This is a genomic window from Dactylosporangium sp. McL0621 (genome assembly GCF_049995355.1).
GTDB lineage: Bacteria > Actinomycetota > Actinomycetes > Mycobacteriales > Micromonosporaceae > Dactylosporangium.
Map to the genome: position 1 here is coordinate 3,883,962 of NZ_CP188259.1, position 17,973 is coordinate 3,901,934.

General features: G+C 72.2%; 19 protein-coding genes. 12 read left to right on the forward strand and 7 right to left on the reverse strand.

The features are described 5' to 3' along the window. The first annotated feature begins 31 nt into the window (after positions 1-31). Positions 32-520: a GNAT family N-acetyltransferase gene (locus ACPPVO_RS18390; protein WP_426512413.1), complete on the forward strand. Its 489-nt coding sequence runs from the start codon at positions 32-34 to the stop codon at positions 518-520. On the opposite strand, the gene ACPPVO_RS18395 is transcribed toward ACPPVO_RS18390, so the two are convergent. Continuing rightward, positions 513-3,257, reverse strand: a complete 2,745-nt coding sequence (locus tag ACPPVO_RS18395; RefSeq protein WP_426512414.1) for a glycogen debranching N-terminal domain-containing protein — start codon at positions 3,255-3,257, stop codon at positions 513-515. The two genes, ACPPVO_RS18390 and ACPPVO_RS18395, sit on opposite strands and share 8 nt — an antisense overlap. Before the next feature lie 130 nt (positions 3,258-3,387). Here ACPPVO_RS18395 and ACPPVO_RS18400 point away from each other — a divergent pair, with 130 nt between their 5' ends. From ACPPVO_RS18400 to ACPPVO_RS18415, 4 genes are read left to right on the forward strand one after another with little or no spacing between them, the layout of a single operon-like run. Then, entirely contained in the window at positions 3,388-4,365 is a 978-nt protein-coding gene (locus ACPPVO_RS18400) for a LacI family DNA-binding transcriptional regulator (RefSeq protein WP_426512415.1), read from the forward strand. A gap of 20 nt (positions 4,366-4,385) precedes the next feature. Then, entirely contained in the window at positions 4,386-5,606 is a 1,221-nt protein-coding gene (locus ACPPVO_RS18405) for a sugar ABC transporter substrate-binding protein (protein WP_426512416.1), read from the forward strand. Then, complete coding sequence (locus tag ACPPVO_RS18410) at positions 5,606-6,619, forward strand: carbohydrate ABC transporter permease (protein WP_426512417.1); 1,014 nt, start codon at positions 5,606-5,608, stop codon at positions 6,617-6,619. The genes ACPPVO_RS18405 and ACPPVO_RS18410 overlap by 1 nt, the downstream gene beginning before the upstream one ends. Continuing rightward, on the forward strand, positions 6,619-7,434 hold the full coding sequence (locus ACPPVO_RS18415) for a carbohydrate ABC transporter permease (RefSeq protein ID WP_426512418.1): 816 nt from the start codon (positions 6,619-6,621) through the stop codon (positions 7,432-7,434). The genes ACPPVO_RS18410 and ACPPVO_RS18415 overlap by 1 nt, the downstream gene beginning before the upstream one ends. Here ACPPVO_RS18415 and ACPPVO_RS18420 read toward each other — a convergent pair. Genes ACPPVO_RS18420 through ACPPVO_RS18430 form a run of 3 tightly spaced genes read right to left on the reverse strand, consistent with a single transcriptional unit; the run spans position 7,424 to position 9,369 of the window. Then, positions 7,424-7,786: a VOC family protein gene (locus ACPPVO_RS18420; protein ID WP_426512419.1), complete on the reverse strand. Its 363-nt coding sequence runs from the start codon at positions 7,784-7,786 to the stop codon at positions 7,424-7,426. The two genes, ACPPVO_RS18415 and ACPPVO_RS18420, sit on opposite strands and share 11 nt — an antisense overlap. A gap of 21 nt (positions 7,787-7,807) precedes the next feature. Beyond that, entirely contained in the window at positions 7,808-8,455 is a 648-nt protein-coding gene (locus tag ACPPVO_RS18425; RefSeq protein ID WP_426512420.1) for a tetratricopeptide repeat protein, read from the reverse strand. Continuing rightward, positions 8,452-9,369, reverse strand: coding sequence for a LysR substrate-binding domain-containing protein (locus ACPPVO_RS18430; protein WP_426512421.1), 918 nt, complete (start codon positions 9,367-9,369; stop codon positions 8,452-8,454). The genes ACPPVO_RS18425 and ACPPVO_RS18430 overlap by 4 nt, the downstream gene beginning before the upstream one ends. 76 nt (positions 9,370-9,445) lie before the next feature. Between ACPPVO_RS18430 and ACPPVO_RS18435 the strand changes: the two genes are divergently transcribed. Genes ACPPVO_RS18435 through ACPPVO_RS18455 form a run of 5 tightly spaced genes read left to right on the forward strand, consistent with a single transcriptional unit; the run spans position 9,446 to position 13,038 of the window. Continuing rightward, complete coding sequence (locus tag ACPPVO_RS18435; protein WP_426512422.1) at positions 9,446-9,868, forward strand: YybH family protein; 423 nt, start codon at positions 9,446-9,448, stop codon at positions 9,866-9,868. Next, a complete protein-coding gene (locus ACPPVO_RS18440; RefSeq protein ID WP_426512423.1) occupies positions 9,858-10,709 on the forward strand; it encodes an NAD(P)H-binding protein in 852 nt (283 codons plus the stop codon). Before ACPPVO_RS18435 ends, ACPPVO_RS18440 begins: the two co-directional genes overlap by 11 nt. Before the next feature lie 15 nt (positions 10,710-10,724). Further along, positions 10,725-11,132, forward strand: coding sequence for a hypothetical protein (locus ACPPVO_RS18445; RefSeq protein WP_426512424.1), 408 nt, complete (start codon positions 10,725-10,727; stop codon positions 11,130-11,132). Continuing rightward, complete coding sequence (locus ACPPVO_RS18450; RefSeq protein ID WP_426512425.1) at positions 11,125-12,705, forward strand: multicopper oxidase family protein; 1,581 nt, start codon at positions 11,125-11,127, stop codon at positions 12,703-12,705. Before ACPPVO_RS18445 ends, ACPPVO_RS18450 begins: the two co-directional genes overlap by 8 nt. 3 nt (positions 12,706-12,708) lie before the next feature. Next, a complete protein-coding gene (locus ACPPVO_RS18455; protein ID WP_426512426.1) occupies positions 12,709-13,038 on the forward strand; it encodes a hypothetical protein in 330 nt (109 codons plus the stop codon). Positions 13,039-13,063: 25 nt separating this feature from the next. Here ACPPVO_RS18455 and ACPPVO_RS18460 read toward each other — a convergent pair whose 3' ends face one another. The 3 genes from ACPPVO_RS18460 to ACPPVO_RS18470 form a co-directional block, all read right to left on the reverse strand. Further along, positions 13,064-13,936, reverse strand: coding sequence for a CU044_5270 family protein (locus ACPPVO_RS18460; RefSeq protein WP_426512427.1), 873 nt, complete (start codon positions 13,934-13,936; stop codon positions 13,064-13,066). Beyond that, positions 13,933-14,526, reverse strand: coding sequence for an RNA polymerase sigma factor (locus ACPPVO_RS18465; protein WP_426512428.1), 594 nt, complete (start codon positions 14,524-14,526; stop codon positions 13,933-13,935). Before ACPPVO_RS18465 ends, ACPPVO_RS18460 begins: the two co-directional genes overlap by 4 nt. 89 nt (positions 14,527-14,615) lie before the next feature. Then, on the reverse strand, positions 14,616-15,380 hold the full coding sequence (locus tag ACPPVO_RS18470; protein WP_426512429.1) for an alpha/beta fold hydrolase: 765 nt from the start codon (positions 15,378-15,380) through the stop codon (positions 14,616-14,618). 75 nt (positions 15,381-15,455) lie between these two features. Here ACPPVO_RS18470 and ACPPVO_RS18475 point away from each other — a divergent pair, with 75 nt between their 5' ends. Together ACPPVO_RS18475 and def are read left to right on the forward strand one after the other, a co-directional pair. Continuing rightward, positions 15,456-16,958 carry a long-chain-fatty-acid--CoA ligase gene (locus ACPPVO_RS18475; RefSeq protein WP_426512430.1) on the forward strand — a complete coding sequence of 501 codons (1,503 nt, stop codon included), beginning with the start codon at positions 15,456-15,458 and terminating at the stop codon, positions 16,956-16,958. A 95-nt stretch (positions 16,959-17,053) separates the two neighbouring features. Next, on the forward strand, positions 17,054-17,578 hold the full coding sequence (gene def, locus ACPPVO_RS18480; protein ID WP_426512431.1) for a peptide deformylase: 525 nt from the start codon (positions 17,054-17,056) through the stop codon (positions 17,576-17,578). Positions 17,579-17,973: the final 395 nt, after the last annotated feature.

A 17,973-nucleotide genomic window follows, 5' to 3' on the forward strand; every position in this document is an offset into this window, starting at 1 on the left:
CCACGGCGGGCGACGTCGGTAAGGTCGGGCCGTGCCCGAACTGGAGCGGCTGAACGCCGGTCATGCCCCGGCCGTCCTGGCCTTCGAGTCGGCGAACCGCGCCTACTTCGCGGCGTCGATCTCCGATCGCGGCGACGACTTCTTCGAGCAGTTCGCCGACCGGTACGACGAGTCGCTGGCCGAGCAGGACGCCGGTGTCTGTGCGTACTACGTGCTCGTCGCCGAGGACGGCTCGGTACTCGGACGGTTCAATCTGTACAACATCGAAGCGCACCGTGCGGATCTCGGCTACCGGGTCGCGCAGCACGTCGCCGGCCGTGGCGTGGCGACCGCGACCGTCCGGGAGCTGTGCCGGCTGGCGGCGGCCCAGCACGGGCTGCGCACGCTGCGGGCGGCCACCTCCCACCCGAATGTCGCGTCGCAGAAGGTCCTGACCAACAACGGGTTCGTCCCGGTCGGCCCGGCCGAACCCGGGGGCCAGCCCGGCACCTGGTACGAGTGCGACGTGTCGGCTACCTGAGCACCTGAACGCCCGGCGGTGCACTGTGGACGGTGACCGAGCCGTCGGCGGTGACTGACACGTCCAGTTCGGCGCCGGCGATGGTCAGGCCACTGACGCGGTAGGCGCCGACGGGGGACGGGGCCAGGGGGCGCAGCGCGATCCGGCCCGCGGGAATGTCCGGGTCGAGGCCGAGCAGCGCCGTCAGCAGCGCCGGACCCGCGGCCGCCGACCACGCCTGGGGACGGCACGCGGCCGGGTACGCGGTGGCCGCTTCGTCCCCGCCGTACAACTCCGGCAGCCGGAACCCGAAGCGCTCGCCCGCGGCCAGCAGCGCCCGCACCAGCCGTGCGGCCTCGGCCGGGTGCCCGTCGCGGGCCAGCCCCAGCAGCGTGATCGCGGTGTCGTGCGGCCAGACCGAGCCGAGATGATAGGACAGCGGGTTGTACCCGGCGGAGGCCGGCGACACCGTGCGCAGCCCGAACGGCGAGGCGAGCGCCGCGACATGCCCGGCGACCGTGCGGCTCTCGTCGGCGTTGAGCAGGCCCGTGCCGAGCAGGTGGCCCATGTTCGACGCGATGCTGTCCACCTGCGCGCCCGTGCCGTCCAGGGCGATCGCCGGGTAGCCGCCCGGGCACCAGAACGCCTTGCGGAAGCGCTCGGCCAGTTCCGCGGCCCACGCCCGCCAGTGTGCGGCGCCGGGGCGGCCGAACGCGTCGAGCAGGGCGGCGCCGTCCAGGGCGGCCCGGTACGCGTACCCCTGGACCTCGCTCAGCGCCAGCGGACCTTCGGCGATGCGCCCGTCGGCGTGCTGGACGCCGTCGCCGGAGTCCTTCCAGCCGTGATTGGTCAGGCCTTTGCCGTTGGCCCGGTACGCGATGAAGCCCTCGTGCCCGCCCAGCCACGCCAGGGCCCGCTCCACGTTCGGCAGCAGCGGTTCCACCTCGGCGGCCGGCAGCCCCCAGCGCCAGGCGTCGGCGAGCGTGCTCACCCAGAGCGCGGTCGCGTCGACGGTGCCGTAGTAGACGGGCGGCAGATGGTACGAGGCGTCAGGTGGCCTGACCTCATGCAGAATCTTGCCGGGCTCCTCGTCGGTGTCCGGATCGTGCCGCGCGCCCTGCCGTTGGGCCAGGGCACGCAGCGTGCCGGCGGCGACCGCCGGTCCGAGCGGCAACGCGAGGCGGGCCGCCCACAGCGAGTCACGGCCGAAGAGCGTCAGATACCAGGGACTGCCCGCGGCGTAGTACACGTCGGACCCTTGGCTGTGGCGCAACGCATCGAGGTCCTCAACCCCGGTCCGCACGAGCACACCGAGGCGCCGGTCATCGGCCGCGACGGCGAGCAAAGACGCACCGTCGAAACGCCCAGTGACCAGGCCACCTGACCACTCACCGGCGAGGCCGTCCGGACGCCGAGCGGCATGCCGACCGGGCCGCGCGGTGGCGAGGCTGCCGCGCCGCTCTGTGGCGAGGCCATCGGGCGGCGCGGTGGCGAGGCCGTCGGTCCGCGCGGTGGCGAGGCCGTCGGTCCGCGCGGTGGCGAGGCCGTCGGTCCGCGCGGTGGCGAGGCCGTCGGTCCGCGCGGTGGTAAGGCCGTCGGGAGGCTGAGTGGCTTGGCCACTTGGTCGCTCAGTGGCGGGGCTTTCGAGACGCGGCGTGACAAGGCCGTCCGAGCGCTGAGTGGTGGCTTGGCCACCTGGCCGCTCGGTGGTGAGGCCGTCCGGTCGCTCCGCGGTGAGGCTGTCGGGCCGGTTGGTGGCGAGGCGGTCGGGAGGCTGAGTGGCTTGGCCACCTGGCCCCTCGGTGGCAGGGCTCCCGGGACGCGGGATGACGTCGGGGTCGCTGTTGTGCAGCGCATTGGTAAGGCCGTCCGGGCGCTGCGTGGTGGCTTGGCCACCTGGCCGCTCGGTGGCGAGGCCGTCCGGTCGCTCCGCCGCGAGGCGGTCGGGAGGCTGAGTGGCTTGGCCACCTGGTCCCTCGGTGGCAGGGCTCCCGGGACGCGGGGTGACGTCGGGGTCGGTGTCGTACAGCGCGCTCGTAAGGCCGTCCGGACGCCCAGTGGTGGCGTGGCCACCTGGACCCTCGGCGGCGGGGCTTTCGGGACGCAGCGTGGCGAGGCCGTCCGGGCGCTGAGTGGTGGCTTGGCCACCTGGCCGCTCGGTGGCGAGGTCGTCTGGGCCCACCGCGGCGAGGCCGCGCGTGAAGGTCAGGGCCGCGATCCATGACTGGCGCGGCGCAAGCGTTACCTCCCAGCGCAGCCCGGGGCCCGTCGGCGCCGGGTCGGCCGCGACCGTCACCGTCATCCCATCCGGAGACGCCGCCGACGAGGTCAGCTCCGTAGTGGTCAGGCCACCTGTCCGGCCGTCCTTGACCGCGCCCATGCGCGCGAAGTCCGTCGCCGCGTGCACCTCGACCGCTACCCGCAGCGTGGCGTGGGACGCGTTGGTGAGCACCAAGGTCTCGGTGCCGCCGCTCGGGTCGGCTGCTCGGCGGCGGGTCAGGGTCACCGTCGGGTCGGGGCCGTCGTCGCCGAGTTCGCGTACGACCGCGGTGAACTCGGCCGTGGACGCGCCGGTGCGGCGGACGCCGATGGGCACGGGGGCGTGCCCAGCCACGGTGACGGCGAGCCGGGCCAGTACGCGGCGGTCCGCCACGTACAAGCCGTCCGGATCGGCGCCGAGCTCGCCGGACGGGCCGGACAGCCACGTCGCCGGGGCGGCCACGCACGTGACGTGCTCGTGCAGGTAGGGCTGGCGCATATCGGTACCTCTTGACAAGCCGACGAGCGGATGAGACTGTCCCGACATCCGGTGTTGAACGTTCAAACTGCTCGCGAATGTCGATTTGAACGTTCAACACGGACGCACCTTACGACATTCGGGAGCGATTGTGCAGCCCACCGTCGAGGACGTGGCCAAGGCCGCCGGGGTGTCCCGGCAGACCGTGTCCAATGTGCTCAACGCGCCCGAGCGGGTCCGGCCGGAGACCCGCGAGCGGGTGGAGGCGGCCATCGACCGGCTCGGGTACCGGCCCAACCGCCTCGCCCAAGGGCTGCGCGCCTCGTCGTCGCGCATGATCGGGTACCGCCTCGAGCCCGTGCACCCGCACGCGCTCGGCAGCATCCACGACCGCTTCCTGCACGCCCTCGCCGACGCCGGCCGCGCCGAGGACCACCACCTGCTGCTCTACACCGCCGACGACGCCGAGGGCGAGGTCGCCGGCGCCGTCGCACTGCACAAGGCCGGCGCCATCGACGCCCTCGTGCTCTACGGGCTGCACTCCGGCGATCCGCGGCCGCCGGCGCTGCGCGCGCACCGGGTGCCGTTCGCGGCGTTCGGGCGCACCGGCGACGACGACGGCCACCCCTGGGTCGACGTCGACAACACCGCCGGCACCGCGGCCGCGACCCGGCACCTCGCCGAGGCCGGGCACCGGCGGATCGCCTTCGTCGGGTACCCGCCCGGCTCCGCCGTCGGCGACCGCCGCGCCGAGGGCTGGCGCTCGACGTGCGCGGCGCTCGGCCTGCGACTCGGGCCCGACCTGCGCGGCGAGGACTCGCTCGCCGTCGGCGCGGCGCTCGGCGCCCGGCTGCTCGACGACCCCGACCCGCCCACCGCCGTCGTCGTCGCCACCGACACCCTCGCCGCCGGGCTGCTGCGCACCGTGCGCGGCCGCGGCGCCCGGCTCGCCGTCGTCGGCTTCGACGACACCCCGACCGCCGCCGCCCTCGACCTGTCCAGCGTCCGGCAGCCGATCGAGGCGGCCGGCCACGCGATGATCGCCGCCCTGCTCAACCCCCCACCCCCCGACGCCGCCCGCCTCCTGCCCCCCGAGCTGATCGTGCGGGGGTCCAGCTCTACGCCCTGACACCCCGAGGAGCGCCCACCATGCGGAAGACCAGACCAGTCCTCGCCCTGATACTCGCCGGCCTGCTGTCGGCCACCACCGCCTGCGGTGACGACGGCAGCGGCAAGCAGGGCGACGCCACCGGCGCGAAGCTCACCATGTTCGCGTTCTCGTCCTCCCCGGCCGAGGACGCCGTGCTGCGCAAGGCCATCGACGACTACAACAAGCAGGGGCGCAACACCGTCGAGCTGAAGGTGCTGCCCGAGTACGACACCGCGCTCACCACCGCGCTGGCCGGCGGGCAGCCGCCGGACGTGTTCTACGTCAACGACAACAAGCTGCCCGACCTGGGCAAGAGCGGCGCCCTCGAGGCGATCGGCGACCAGGTCGACAACCCCGGCGACTTCTACGACACGCTGAAGCAGTCGTTCACGTACCAGGGCACGTACTACTGCGCGCCCAAGGACTTCTCGACCCTGCAGCTGGTCTACAACACCGCAGACTTCCAGGCCGCGGGCCTCAAGCCGCCGACGACGTGGGACGAGCTCGCCACGACCGCGAAGGCGCTCACCAAGCCGGGCCACCCGGGCCTGGTCCTGGCCCCGGAGTTCTACCGCTGGGGCGCGTTCTTCGCCCAGGCCGGCGCGTGGCCGACCGACGACGGCATCACGAAGATGACGATGGACACCTCGCAAATGCGGCAGGCGCTGCAGTACCTCACCGACAACCACAAGGCCGGCTGGTTCGGCACCCCAGCGGCGGTCGGCGCCGGCTGGGGCGGCGAGGCCTTCGGCAAGGGCCTGACCTCGATGACGGTCGAGGGCAACTGGATCGTCGGCGCGATGAAGAACGACTTCCCGAACACCAAGTACGCCGTCGCCGAGCTCCCCGCGGGCCCGGCCGGCAAGGGCACCATGTCGTTCTCCGTCTGCTACGGCGTGGCGAAGGCCTCCAAGAGCAAGGCCGCCGCCGTCGACCTGGTCAAGTTCCTGACCTCGCCGGACGAGCAGCTCACCATCACCAAGGAGTTCCCGGTCATGCCGTCGCGCAAGTCCCTGGCCGGCAAGTGGCTGGCGGACAAGCCGGAGCTCAAGGCGTTCGTCTCCGGCGCCGACTACGCGAAGAAGTCGGTGTTCGTGCCGGGCTTCAGCACCGTCATCGACACGTTCAACGACGGCATCCAGGGCCTGGCGAAGGGCAACAACACCGTCGACGACGTGGTGACCGGCACGCAGAAGGCCGGCTCCTCGGTGCTGGGCTGATGCGCGGGAGCGACATCCGCGGGCGGCAGGGACTGGCCGGATGGCTGTTCGTGTCGCCCGCGCTCATCCTGCTCGGCGTGTTCATGGTCGCGCCGATCCTGCTCGCGCTGTGGGTGAGCTTCCGCGACTGGTCGGGCCTCACCCCGCTGTCCGCCTCGACCCCGGCCGGCGCGGACAACTACCAGGACCTGCTCGCCCACTCCGGCGTGGTGCGCGGGGACTTCGCCAAGAGCCTGCGCAACAACCTGTACTACGTGATCGGCGTGGTGCCCGCGCAGACGTTCCTGGCCCTGGTGCTCGCCGTCATCGTCAACACCAAGCTGCTCAAGGGCCGCACGTTCTTCCGGGCCGCGTTCTACTTCCCGTCGGTCACCAGCTCGATCGCGGTCGCGTTCATCTTCGTGTTCCTGTTCAGCCCGACCGGCGTGGTCAACACCGTGCTGTCCGCGCTGCTGCCGGGCAAGGTCGGGCTGGTCTGGCTCGACGACTCCGACGGGCTCATCCACCTGCTGCTGCGCGCCGTCGGCGTCGACGCGCCGCCCGGCCCGCTGCGCCACGAGTTCCTCGACCTGTCGTGGTGGGACTGGCTCTCCGGGCCGAGCGTCGCGCTGAGCTCCGTGATGATCCTGGCCACCTGGACCACGACCGGCACCTTCATGCTCATGTTCCTGGCCGGGCTGCAGAACATCCCGACCGAGGTCGAGGAGGCCGCGCAGGTCGACGGGGCCAGCCGCGTGCAGCTGTTCTGGCGCGTGACGCTGCCGATGCTCAAGCCCACCCTCTTCCTCGTGATCACGCTGGGGCTGATCGGCACCTGGCAGGTGTTCGACCAGGTGTACGCCATGACCTCCGGCGGACCCCAGAAGAGCACCCTGACGCCGGCGTATCTCGTCTACCGCGAGGGCTTCCAGAACTCCGCGATGGGCCGCGCGGCCGCGATCGCCTTCATCGTGTTCGTCATCATCCTCGTCTTCACCGGCCTGCAGCGGCTGGTCCTGCGCAGGGAGCGCTGATGATCCGCCGGGCCCTCCTGACGCTGTTCGCCGTCATCTTCATCTACCCGTTCATCCTGTCCCTGGCCACCTCGTTCAAGTCCCGGCCCGAGGTCGCGGCCCACCCGGTCACCCCGTGGCCGGCCTCGCCCGACCTGCGGGCCTGGTCCGACGTGCTGCTGCACAGCGACTTTCCACTGTGGACGTTCAACTCGCTGCTCATCACCGTCGTGGCCACGCTGCTGCGCGTGTTCCTGGACTCCCTGGCCGGTTACGCGCTCGCCCGGCTGCAGTGGCGCGGCCGGGGGATCGTCTTCGCCGGCGTCGTGTCGGTCCTCGCGGTGCCGCCGATCGTGCTCACGGTGCCCCGGTTCCTGGTGCTCAAGGAGCTGACGCTGCTCAACTCGTACACCGGAATGATTCTGCCCTTGGCCGTTGACGCGATGGGCATCTTCCTCATGCGCCAGTTCTTCGTGGAGCTGCCCCGTGAGCTGGAGGAGGCGGCCCGCATCGACGGCGCCTCGATCTTCGGGGCCTACTGGCACATCGTGCTGCCGCTGGCCCGGCCGGCGCTGCTGACCCTGACCATCCTGTCGTTCCAGGGCGTGTGGAACGAGTTCCTGCTGCCGCTCATCGTGGTCCGGGCGAGCCCGTCGCTGTGGACGCTGCCGTTCGGCCTGTCGACGCTGGGCCGCGGGGGGGCGGGCGGGCAGAGCTACGACTACCCGGTGATGATGGCCGGCTCGATCCTCACCATCATCCCGGTCGCCGTGGTGTTCATCGTCTTCCAGCGCTTCTTCGTCAGCGGCGTGGCCGCATCGGGGGTCAAGGGCTGATGTAGTACTGCACCAGGCAGAACTCGTGCCCCTCGGGGTCGGCCATCACGACGACCACGCCCGCGTCGTAGTCGTGCCGCTCGCCGGTGGCCCGGCCCCCGAGCGCCTCGACCTGCCGCATGCCGTCCTCGATGTCGTCGACGGCGACGTCGAGGTGGATGCGCACCTTCCCGGCCGGTGGCTCGGGCACCGGCTGGAACACCAGGCGCGGCTGGGGGTCGCCGCGCTCGCCGAGGTACACCCAGCCGTCCTGGGCGGGGCCGGGCTCCCGGCCGAGCAGCGCACTCCAGAAGCGCGCCACCCGCACGGGATCGAGACAGTCGATCGTGACTCCGGACCAGACGTTCGCCATGACCCCGATCCTCGCGCACGCTCAGATCCGCGTCCGGGCCTCCTCGATGTGCCGCACGATGGCGTGCGCACCGTGCGCGCCGGCGATGGCGTGCGCCTCGTCGAGCGTCGCGACCGCGTCCGCGCGGCGATCCTGGGCGGCGGCGATGTACGCCAGCCCGATCATGTTGGACGCGACGCCCGGCAGGGCCCCGACCTCCCGCCGCAGCCGCGACGACTCCTCCAGCCGCTCGCGCGCCTCGTCCAGCCGGCCGGCCCGGTGCGCCGAGATGCCCAGGTGGCGCAGCGCCTCCGACCAGGTCGGCTTGTCACCGGCCCGCGCGGCCAGGTCGAGGGACCGTTCGAGGTACGGGACCGCGGTCTCGTCGTCGCGCCGGACATACTGGTGCAGGCACCCGATCCAGAACAACGCCTCGCCCTCGCCGCGCGGGTCGCCCAGGGCCTGGTACAGCGCGAGCGAGCGCTCGAACAACGGCAGTTCGTCCGGGTCCTCGGCGGGGTCCTCGGCGTTCTGGAACCGCGCGTGCAGGATCATCCCGCGCGCCAGCGCGGTGTCGGCCTCGAGCGCGTCCAGGCCTAGTTGGGCGTCGGCCAGCGCGCTGGTGTCGCCGCCGTACACGGCCTGCCGGTAGACCTCTCGGGCCCGTTCGATCCGCTCGTCGGTACTCATTCGCCGCCCCCGCTGGCCTCGTCACTACCGCTGGATCGGCAGTCTAGCCAGTTCCAGCCGGTGATCGTGGTGCGCATCAGCCGGGCGGCCGTCGACGGGTGGCTGTCGGTGGCCCAGTACAGGCTCACCGTGCGGCGGCAGTCGGCGCTGTCGACGGGAATCCAGACGCCGGCGGTCCGTGCGGCGAGGCGGCCTGCGAAGTCCGGGACGAGCCCGATGCCGAGTCCCGCGCTGATCAGTTCCGCGATGGCGCCGTGTTCGTCGCTCTCGCAGACGACCTTCGGGGTGAGGCCGCGGGCGGCGAAGAGCCGATCGAGCAGCCGGCGCAGCCAGTGCCCCCTGCGGGCGGTGACGAAGGGCTGATCGGCGAGCTCGTCGATGGTCACGGACGGGCGGCCGGCCAGCGGATGACCGAGCGGTACGCCCACCCCGACCGCCTCGTCGAACAGTTGCACCGACTCCAGGCCCTCGGCGTGGATCGGCTGCGAGGCGACGCACAGGTCGACGTCCTGGGCCCGCAGGCGGCGGTTCATGTCCTCGGCCGGCGACCAGTGCAGCTCGATCTCGGTGGCGGGATGGGCACGCTTGTAGGCGGCCAGCGGTCCGGTGAGGGTCAGGAACGTCTCCGACGCGAGGCGTACGGTGCCGACGCCGTGGCTGGCGGCCTCGGCGACGGCGCGCCGGCCGGCGTCGAGCTCGCCGAGGGCGCGCTCGACGTGATCGCGGAAGAGCATGCCGGTGTCGTTCAGCCGGAGCCGGCCGCTGCGGTCGAACAGCGCCGCGCCCAGCTCGCCCTCCAGCCGGGCGATGGTGCGGCTCAGCGAGGGCTGGGCGATGCGCAGCTCGTCGGCCGCCCGGCTCAGATGCTCCAGCCGGGCCACCACGAGGAACTGCCGGAGTGCGTTCAGCTCCAATCATGCCTCCCCGGATATAACGCCATGACAATACTGATCTTAGACGGGATAGCTTCGCGGGCATAGCGTGGTCGGCATGGCTGAAGCAGAGATTCGCCGTCAGATCGACCGGATCATCGAAGGACTGGCCGCCAAGGATCTTGAGGGACTGCGGCGGGTGTACGCGCCCGACGTCGTGTCCTTCGATGTCGAGCCGCCCCTGCAGCATGTCGGGGTACAGGCGAAACTCAGGAACTGGGAGAGGGCGTTCGCGTTCTTCGAGAGCCTCCGGTACGAGGTTCGCGACCTGACGCTCACCGTCGCCGGTGACATCGCGTTCGGGCACGCCTTCGCGCGGCTCGGCGGCACGCCGAAGCACGGGCCGGCGACCAGCGGCATGTGGGTCCGGGTCACATACTGCTTCCGGAAGATCGACGACGCCTGGCTGATCGCGCACGACCACGTGTCGGTGCCCCTCGACATGCCCGGCGGCCAGGGAGTGGTCGACCTTGAGCCCTGACCCGATCCTGGTGACCGGCGGCACCGGAAATGTCGGCGCCGACGTCGTCCGCCGGCTGCTCGATGTGGGCGAGGACGTCCGCGTCATGACCCGCAACCCCGGCGGCCGTACCTTCCCGGCCGGCGTCGAGGTCGTGCCCGGCGACCTGAGCCGGCCGGAAACCCTGCCCGCGGCACTGTCCGGCATCGAGCGGGCGCTGCTGTTCCCCGCCTCCACCGGGGTCGACGCATTCCTCGACGCGGCCCGGCCGGCCGGCCTGCGGCACGTCGTGCTGCTGTCGTCGGCGAGCGTCACGGCGCCCTCGCCCGGGTACATCGGCGAACGGCACCTGAACCTCGAACGGGCCGTCGCCGCCTCCGGGCTGCCGTGGACGTTCGTGCGCCCCGGCGCGTTCATGACCAACGATCTGGCCTGGGCGCCGCAGATCATCGAGGGCGGCGTCGTCCGCGGGGTGTACGGCAACGCCGCGATGGCCCCGGTCGATCCGCGGGACATCGCCGCGGTCGCCGTCCGCGCCCTCCTCGACGGACGCACCGGCGAGGCGTACACGCTCACCGGGCCGCAGTCGCTCACCCAGGTCGAGCGCGTGCGGATCATCGCCGAGACGATCGGGCGGCCGCTGCGCTTCGAGGAGGTGTCCCGGACGCGGTTCCGGGAGCAGATGCTGCTCCGCGGCATGCCGGGGCCCGTGGTCGACCAGCTCTTCGACGGGCTGGCCGCCCGGGACGGTACGACCGCGGAGGTCCTGCCGGTGGTCGAGGACGTCAGCGGCCGGCCGCCCTTCACCTACGCCCAATGGGTCGCCCACCGCGTGGCGGCCTTCCGCCCGGCCGCGGCCTGAACCGGAAGGAGACGCATGCTCATCGTGGCCGTGCCCCGTACGAGCCCCGCGGGGTGGACGCTGCGGGCGGTCGTCAGCGCGCACGTGGTGGCACTCGTCGGCCAGCCGGTGTCCGCCGGGCTGTACCTCACCGGTGACTTCGACGGCCTGCGCTGGCACTCGGCCGGCGCCGACGTGGTCACCTCCATCGGCTACCTGCAGCTGATCGCCGCGATCGTGGTCTGGGTACGGCTGCGTCAGATCTGGCCGCTGCCGGCCACGATCGGTCTGGTGGCGGCCGAGACGGTGCAGTACTTCGCCGGCCGGGACGGTGCGCTGTGGCTGCACATCCCGCTGGGCGTGATGACCGTCGCGGCGATCGTCGTGCAGTTCATCGGCGTCTGGCGCGGGCCCCTCGGGCGCCGGGAGGCCCGCGATGCCTGAACGCGACGAGGGCCGCGGCATGTCCCGGCGACGGATCCTGGGCATCGGCGGGGCGCTCGGGGTGGTCGCGGCCACCGGCCTGTCGGTCTCGGCCGCGCTGGCCCGGCGGCCGTCGACCACCGGCGCCGAGCTGCGCAGCGCCGTACCGCTGCCGCCGCCGTTCCAGGTGCCGTTGCCGGTTCCCGCCGTACTGCGGCCGGTCGGCCCCGGCCGCTATGCGATCACCCAGCGGGAGACGATCGCCGAGATCCTCCCCGGCGTCCCGACGCGGCTGTGGACGTACGACGGCACGTTCCCGGGTCCTACGATCGAGACGCGCCGCGGCCGGCCCGTCACCGTGACGCACCGCAACGAGCTGCCCGTGCCGACCGTCGTGCACCTGCACGGCGGACACACCCCGGCCGACTCGGACGGGTACCCGACCGACCTCGTCCTGCCCAAGGGCGGGCCCGGCGGCGCCATGCACATGGGGCACGGCGGGCACGATCCGCGAGCCGTGGTGACCGAGCTGACGCGGGACTACACCTACTCGCTGGACCAGCGGCCGGCGTTGCTGTGGTACCACGACCACCGGATGGACTTCACCGCGCCCGCGATCTGGCGGGGCCTGGCCGGGATGCAGATCGTCCGCGACGACGCCGAGGACGATCTCGGCCTGCCCGCCGGGGCGCGCGAACTGCCCCTCATGATCGCCGACCGGGCGTTCGCCGCCGACGGCAGCCTCGCCTACCCGTCCCTGGACGCCACCCTGCGGGACCGCCCGGGGGTGACCGAGGCGTACTCCGCCGGCGTCCTCGGCGACGTGATCCTCGTCAACGGCGCCCCGTGGCCCGTGCACGAGGCCGACGCGGCCCGGTACCGGCTGCGCATCCTCAACGCCTCCAACGCCCGCCACTACGAACTCGAGGCGGTCACCGACGACGGACGCCGGCTCGACCTCGTCCAGATCGGCGCCGACCAGGGCCTGCTCGCGGCGCCGGTCACCCATCGACTCCTGCCGCTGGCCCCCGCCGAACGCTTCGACGTGATCATCGACTTCGCCGGCGTCCCGACCGGCGGCCGCGTCCGGCTCCGCAACCGGCTGGGCACCGGCCGCACCCGCGACGTGATGGCCTTCCGCATCGCCCGCGCCACCGCCGACGACAGCCGCGTCCCGCCGGTGCTCTGCACCGATCTGCCGGCCTGGCAGCGCCCGGACGCCGCCACCGTGCGCGACTTCTCCTTCCGCGCCGGACGGATGGACGGCGAGCGCGGATGGCTGATCGGCGGCCTGCCCTTCAATCCCGCCCGTGCCGACGTCACCACCAGGCTCGGCGACGTCGAGGTGTGGCGCCTCGTCGCCGACGTCCACCACCCGGTCCACCTGCATCTGACCGGCTTCCGCGTCCTCTCGCGCGGCGGCGGCCCGCCCCTGCCCCACGACGCGGGCCTGAAGGACACCGTCTCCCTGCGCCCCGGCGAGTCGGCCGAGATCATCACCCGCTTCGACGGGTACCGCGGCCGGTTCCTCTTCCACTGCCACAACACCGAGCACGAAGACATGGGCATGATGGCCAACCTTGAGATCATCTGAGGCATGTTCCCGCACGACGCCCTCGGCCACGCCGCGAACCCCGCCTGCGCCCGGCTGCTGCCGGCCGCGGGTGCGCCGCTCACTGCGGAGTCGCTGCAGTCGGTCACCTGGCGCGGGTTCGGGGAGACCGCGCGGCTGCTGATCGAGCTCGGGGCGCCGGTCGACCTCGTCGCGCTGTGGGAACCCGCCGTCCAGGGCGACGTCCGGTTCCTGGTCGAGCGGGCGCTCGCCGAAGACGCCCCGGTGGACCGGCCGCGGGGACTGCTGCTGCCCGCCGCCTACGGCCGGGAGGGGATCGCCGGGCTGCGAGGCTCGGGCTCGCAGCCGGACTGATCGCCGGGACTGCCCGGGCCTCGGCCTACGGTAGTTGGCCGGGGCGGTCGGTGATGCTGACCCGCTCGATGGCCGTCACGCCGATCTTGCCGCCCGTGGACATGCGGAATCCGAGGTACCGGTAGGTCTTCGGGTCGAAGAGGAGCTCGGTCCAGTCGCCCCGTTCGTCGCCGTCGGGCAGCCGGACGCCGATCGTGGAGCGGCCGGCCGCGTCGAGCACGTCGCGTTCGACCTCCGTGCCCGGGATCTTGGCCGCGGCTTGGAACAGGGCGGCGCGGGCCTTCGGGGTGACGTATCCGCGCAGCAGGTCGCCGGCGACGTGGAAGGCCATGTTCTCGGCTGGCTCGAGGCCGCGGGGCACGCAGCTGTTGTTGCCGTCGCAGATCGGGATGTCGTGCGTGTACAGGAAGTGCAGCATCGCGTCGGGATCGGTCGGGAGGTCGTCGTGGTAGGCCGGCCGGCCGCTCGCCGGCGTGGGCTCGGCGTGCCACTCGGTGCTGCCCTTGACGCGGTAGCGGAGCTCGCCCGGGCGGCGGCCGTCGACCGACGTCCAGGTCCGCAGGTAGCGGACCTGCTGGTTGTCGGGTACGACGCCCCACCACTCGCTGAAGACGAACTGGTCCGGCCGTGCGGCCAGCTCCGGCTCCCGGCCGGCCGCGGCGGCCGCTCGGTTCAGCACGTCGGCGGCGCCGGCCTGCGGCTGCCCGGTCGCCTGTACCACCAGGACGGCGGCGGCCAGCATCGTCGCCAGGGCGCCGGCGGTGACGAGCCGCCTGACGTTCCGCCGCGGGGCCCGGCGGGGCGGCTGGGAGAACGCCCGCCGCAGGTCGTGGCCGATGTGGTCGGCGGGCCCGTGCCCGGGGTCGAGCATGATGCCGAGCTGGTCGAGGGCGCTCATTCGTTCTCCTCCTTGATGGCCATCGGATCGTTCCCGCCGAACGCGTCGCGCAGCTTCCGCCGGGCCCGGTTCAGCCGCGACCGCACGGTGCCGACCGGAATCCGCAGCCCGGCGGCGACCTCCTCGTAGGTCAGGTCACCCCAGGCGTACAGCAGCAGGCAGTCGCGGTCGCCGGCCCTCAGGCGGGCGAGGGCCTCGGCCAGGGCGGGATAGGCGACGCGGGCGGTCACGGCATCGGCCACCCGCTCGGCGATCCCCTCCGGCACCGGCTGGTCCGGGGCGGCGCGGGCCAGCGCGCGGTACCGTGCCGACTCGACCCGCCGATGCCGGGAGATCTCCCACGTGGCGATGCCGAACAACCACGGCCGGGCACGGTGCACCGATGCGTCGTAGGTGTGCCGCCGCGCAAACGCCACCAGGAACGTCTGGGCGACCAGGTCGTCGGCCAGATCCGGCCCGACCCGCCGGTAGATGTACCTGTGCACATCGCCCGCGTACCGCTCGTACAGGACCGCGAACTGCTGCGGCTCCCGCAACGAGGAGACGATGACGGACGAGTCGTCCACCGTCGGCACCTCGACTCCGGCCATACCCACCTCCAAGTACAGGTCGTCACCTGTACTCACCACGGCGAGGCATTCCGGTTCACGGCAACCGGCGGAATGCGGGAGGAGGGCGGTTAGGAGTTCAGGAAGTCCAGCAGCGCCGGAAGGTACGCGGGGGAGCGCAGCGTGGTCATGTGGTCGCCGCTCACCACCCGCGACCGGGCGCCCGGGATCGCGGCGGCCAGGTCCTGCGGGCGGACGGCCAGGGGATCGTCGGCGCCGGCGAGGACCAGGGTCGGGGCGGTGATGCGCTCCAGCGCGATAGGCGTGCGGTTCGCGGCGTTGGCCTGGGCCGCGAGGGCCACCCGGTCCGCGCCCAGGGCGTCGGCCAGCGTGCGGAAGCCCACCGCCGGCGAGGACTCGATGGCGCTGCGGGACTCGGTCAGCAGTACCGCCGCCACCTCCGACGGCGGCATCGCGCGGACGTCCAGGCCGCCGAGTTCGGCGACGGCCGCGCCCACGCCGGAGAGCACGAGGCGGCGCACGCGGTCGTGGTTCGCCGCGAAGATCGCCGACACCACGGCGCCCATGGAGTAGCCGACCAGGTCGATCTCGCGCATGCCGAGGTGGTCCAGGAGCTGGATGAGGTCGCGGGCCATGCGCTCCTCGCCGTACGCGGCGGTGTCGTGCGGCTTGCCCGACGCGCCGTGGCCGCGGGCGTCCGGGGCGATCACGTGCCGGCCCGCGCCGACCAGGGCCGCGACAACGCCCGGGGCCTCGAAGTTGGTGACCGCGTCGACGATGAAACCGTGGTGCAGCACCACCGGCGGGCGGGCGGACGGGTCGCCCCAGCGGCGGTACGCGATGCTGATCCCATCGGTCGTGCGGAACCGCTCCATGCCGGAGGAGGTTAGTGCAGTACCGATGCAAATTGAAGCTGGCGGGGAAAAACTTCCAGCGTTAGTTTAGAGCGCATGAGCGCGACCCTGTCCCTCGCCGCCGTGCTGGCCGAGTCGGCCCGCAAGTACCCGCACAAAGTCGCCGTCGTGGACGGGGAGCAGCGGGTGACGTACGAAACCCTTTGGCTCGAGGCTCTGGCCTGCGCCGCCGCCCTGCGCGACCAGGGCGTAGGCCCCGGCGACCGGGTGGCCCTGCAGATCCCCAACGTCGTGGATTTTCCGCGGGTGTACTTCGGGGCGCTCGCCCTGGGCGCAGTCGTCGTCCCCGTGCACCTGCTGCTCACGGCCGAGGAGGCCGCGTACACCCTCAAGGACAGCGGCGCCCGCCTGCTCGTCTGCCACCCGAGCCAGGCGGCGATGGGCGCGGCCGCGGCCGGGATGGCCGGCGTCGACGTCGTCGCCCCCGCCGACCTGCTCGACGCCCCGCCGCTGCGCACCTACGTCTCGCGGGCGCCCGAGGACCCGGCGGTCGTGCTGTACACGAGCGGCACCACCGGCGAGCCGAAGGGCGCGGTGCTCACCCACCTCAACCTGGTCATGAACACGATCGTCAACGTGTTCGACGCCAACGACGCCCGCTCGTCCGACGTCGTGCTCGGCTGCCTGCCGCTGTTCCACACGTTCGGCCAGACCGTCGGCATGAACGGCACCTTCCGCCTGGGCGCGACCCTGGTGATGCTGGCCCGGTTCACCGGCGAGGCCGCCCTCGACCTCATGGTGCGCGAGAACGTCACCGTCTTCCACGGCGTGCCGACCATGTACGTCGCGCTGCTGGCCGCCGCCGAGGGTCGCGCCGCGGCCGACCGGCCGCAGCTGCGCCTGTGCATCTCCGGCGGGGCCGCCCTGCCGCTGGCGGTGCTGGAGAAGTTCAACGCGGCCTTCGGTACGAACATTTTCGAGGGGTACGGCCTGTCGGAGACCTCGCCCACCGCCACCACGAACCAGCCCCACTTCGGCACGCGCGCCGGCACCGTCGGGCACGCGATCTGGGGCGTCGAGGTGGAGGTCGCCCGGCCTGAGATCGAGGAGCGCATCGAGCTCCTGCCGGCCGGGGAGCTGGGCGAGATCGTCATTCGCGGGCACAACGTCTTCGCCGGGTACCTCGACCGCCCCGGCGAGACCGCCGCCGCGATCGTGGACGGCTGGTTCCGCTCCGGCGACCTGGGCACGAAGGACGCCGAGGGCTTCATCACGATCGTCGACCGCAAGAAGGACCTCGTGATCCGGGGTGGCTTCAACGTGTACCCGCGGGAGGTCGAGGAGGCGCTGGCCCGGCACCCGGGGATCATGCAGGTCGCGGTGATCGGGGTGGCGCATCCGGTGCACGGCGAGGAGATCTGCGCGGTGGTCGTCCGGGATCCGGCGGTACCGCTGACCGAGGACGAGCTCGTGGAGTGGTCGAAGGAGCGTTTGGGCCGGCACAAGTACCCGCGCCAGATCCGCTTCGTCGAGACCCTTCCGCTGGGCCCGAGCCACAAGGTCCTCAAGCGCGAGTTGCGCCGCACGTTCGGGGCCTGAGCTTCTGTGGCTTGAGCTTCTGTGGCTTGAGCTGCGGTGGCTTGAGCTGCGGTGGCTTGAGCTGCTTGTAGCTTGAGCTGCTGTAGCTTGGTCCGATGGCGAAGGGCAGGGCGCGGTCGATCACGCTGTACGGCGAGCCGGTGCTGCACCGGCCCTGCGCCGAGGTGACCGACTTCGGCCCGGACCTGGCTCGGCTGGTCGACGACATGCGCGCCTCGATGAAGGTGGCCGACGGGGTGGGCCTGGCCGCGAACCAGATCGGCGTGTCGCTGCGCGTGTTCGTGTACGACTGTCCGGATGCGGACGGCGAGCGCCACGCCGGGCACATCGTGAACCCCGTGCTGGAGCCCTTCTCGCGCCGCGGCGCCACGACGAAGGAGACAGAGGGCTGCCTGTCGGTGCCGGGGCCGCACACCGAACTGCGGCGCGCGTCGGTCGCCACGGTGACGGGCGTGGACGTGGAGGGGCGGCCGGTGTCGGTGACGGGGTCGGGCTACCTGGCGCGGTGCTTGCAGCATGAATGCGACCATTTGGACGGCGTCGTGTACGTCGACCTGCTGTCCGGTCGCCGCCGTCGCAAAATTCTGACCGAAGCGGGCTTGGGCGACCGCGCTCGGTGAGCGCAGACGGCCGGCGGTGCGTCGTGCTGGCTGTCTGGCCGTTTCTGTCGCGCAGGCTCCGTTCGTTTGCGCCGACATTGTTCGTTTCCGCGTGCTCTGTTTGGTCGCCGCACCGTTCGTTTGCGCAGGTCTTGTTCGTTTCCACGTGCCCTGTTGGTCGCGCCGCACCGTTCGTTTGCGCACGCCTTGTTCGTCGCGCTGGTCTTGTTCGTTTGCACGTGCTCTGTTCTTCGCGCTGGCCTTGTTCGTTTGCGCTCGCTCTGTTCGTTTACGCTCGCACCGTTCGTTTGCCCGCGCCTTGTTCGTCGCGCTGGTCTTGTTCGTTTGCACGTGCCCTGTTCTTCGCGCTCGCTCTGTTCGTTGCGCTCGCTCTGTTCGTCGCGCTCGCCCTGTTC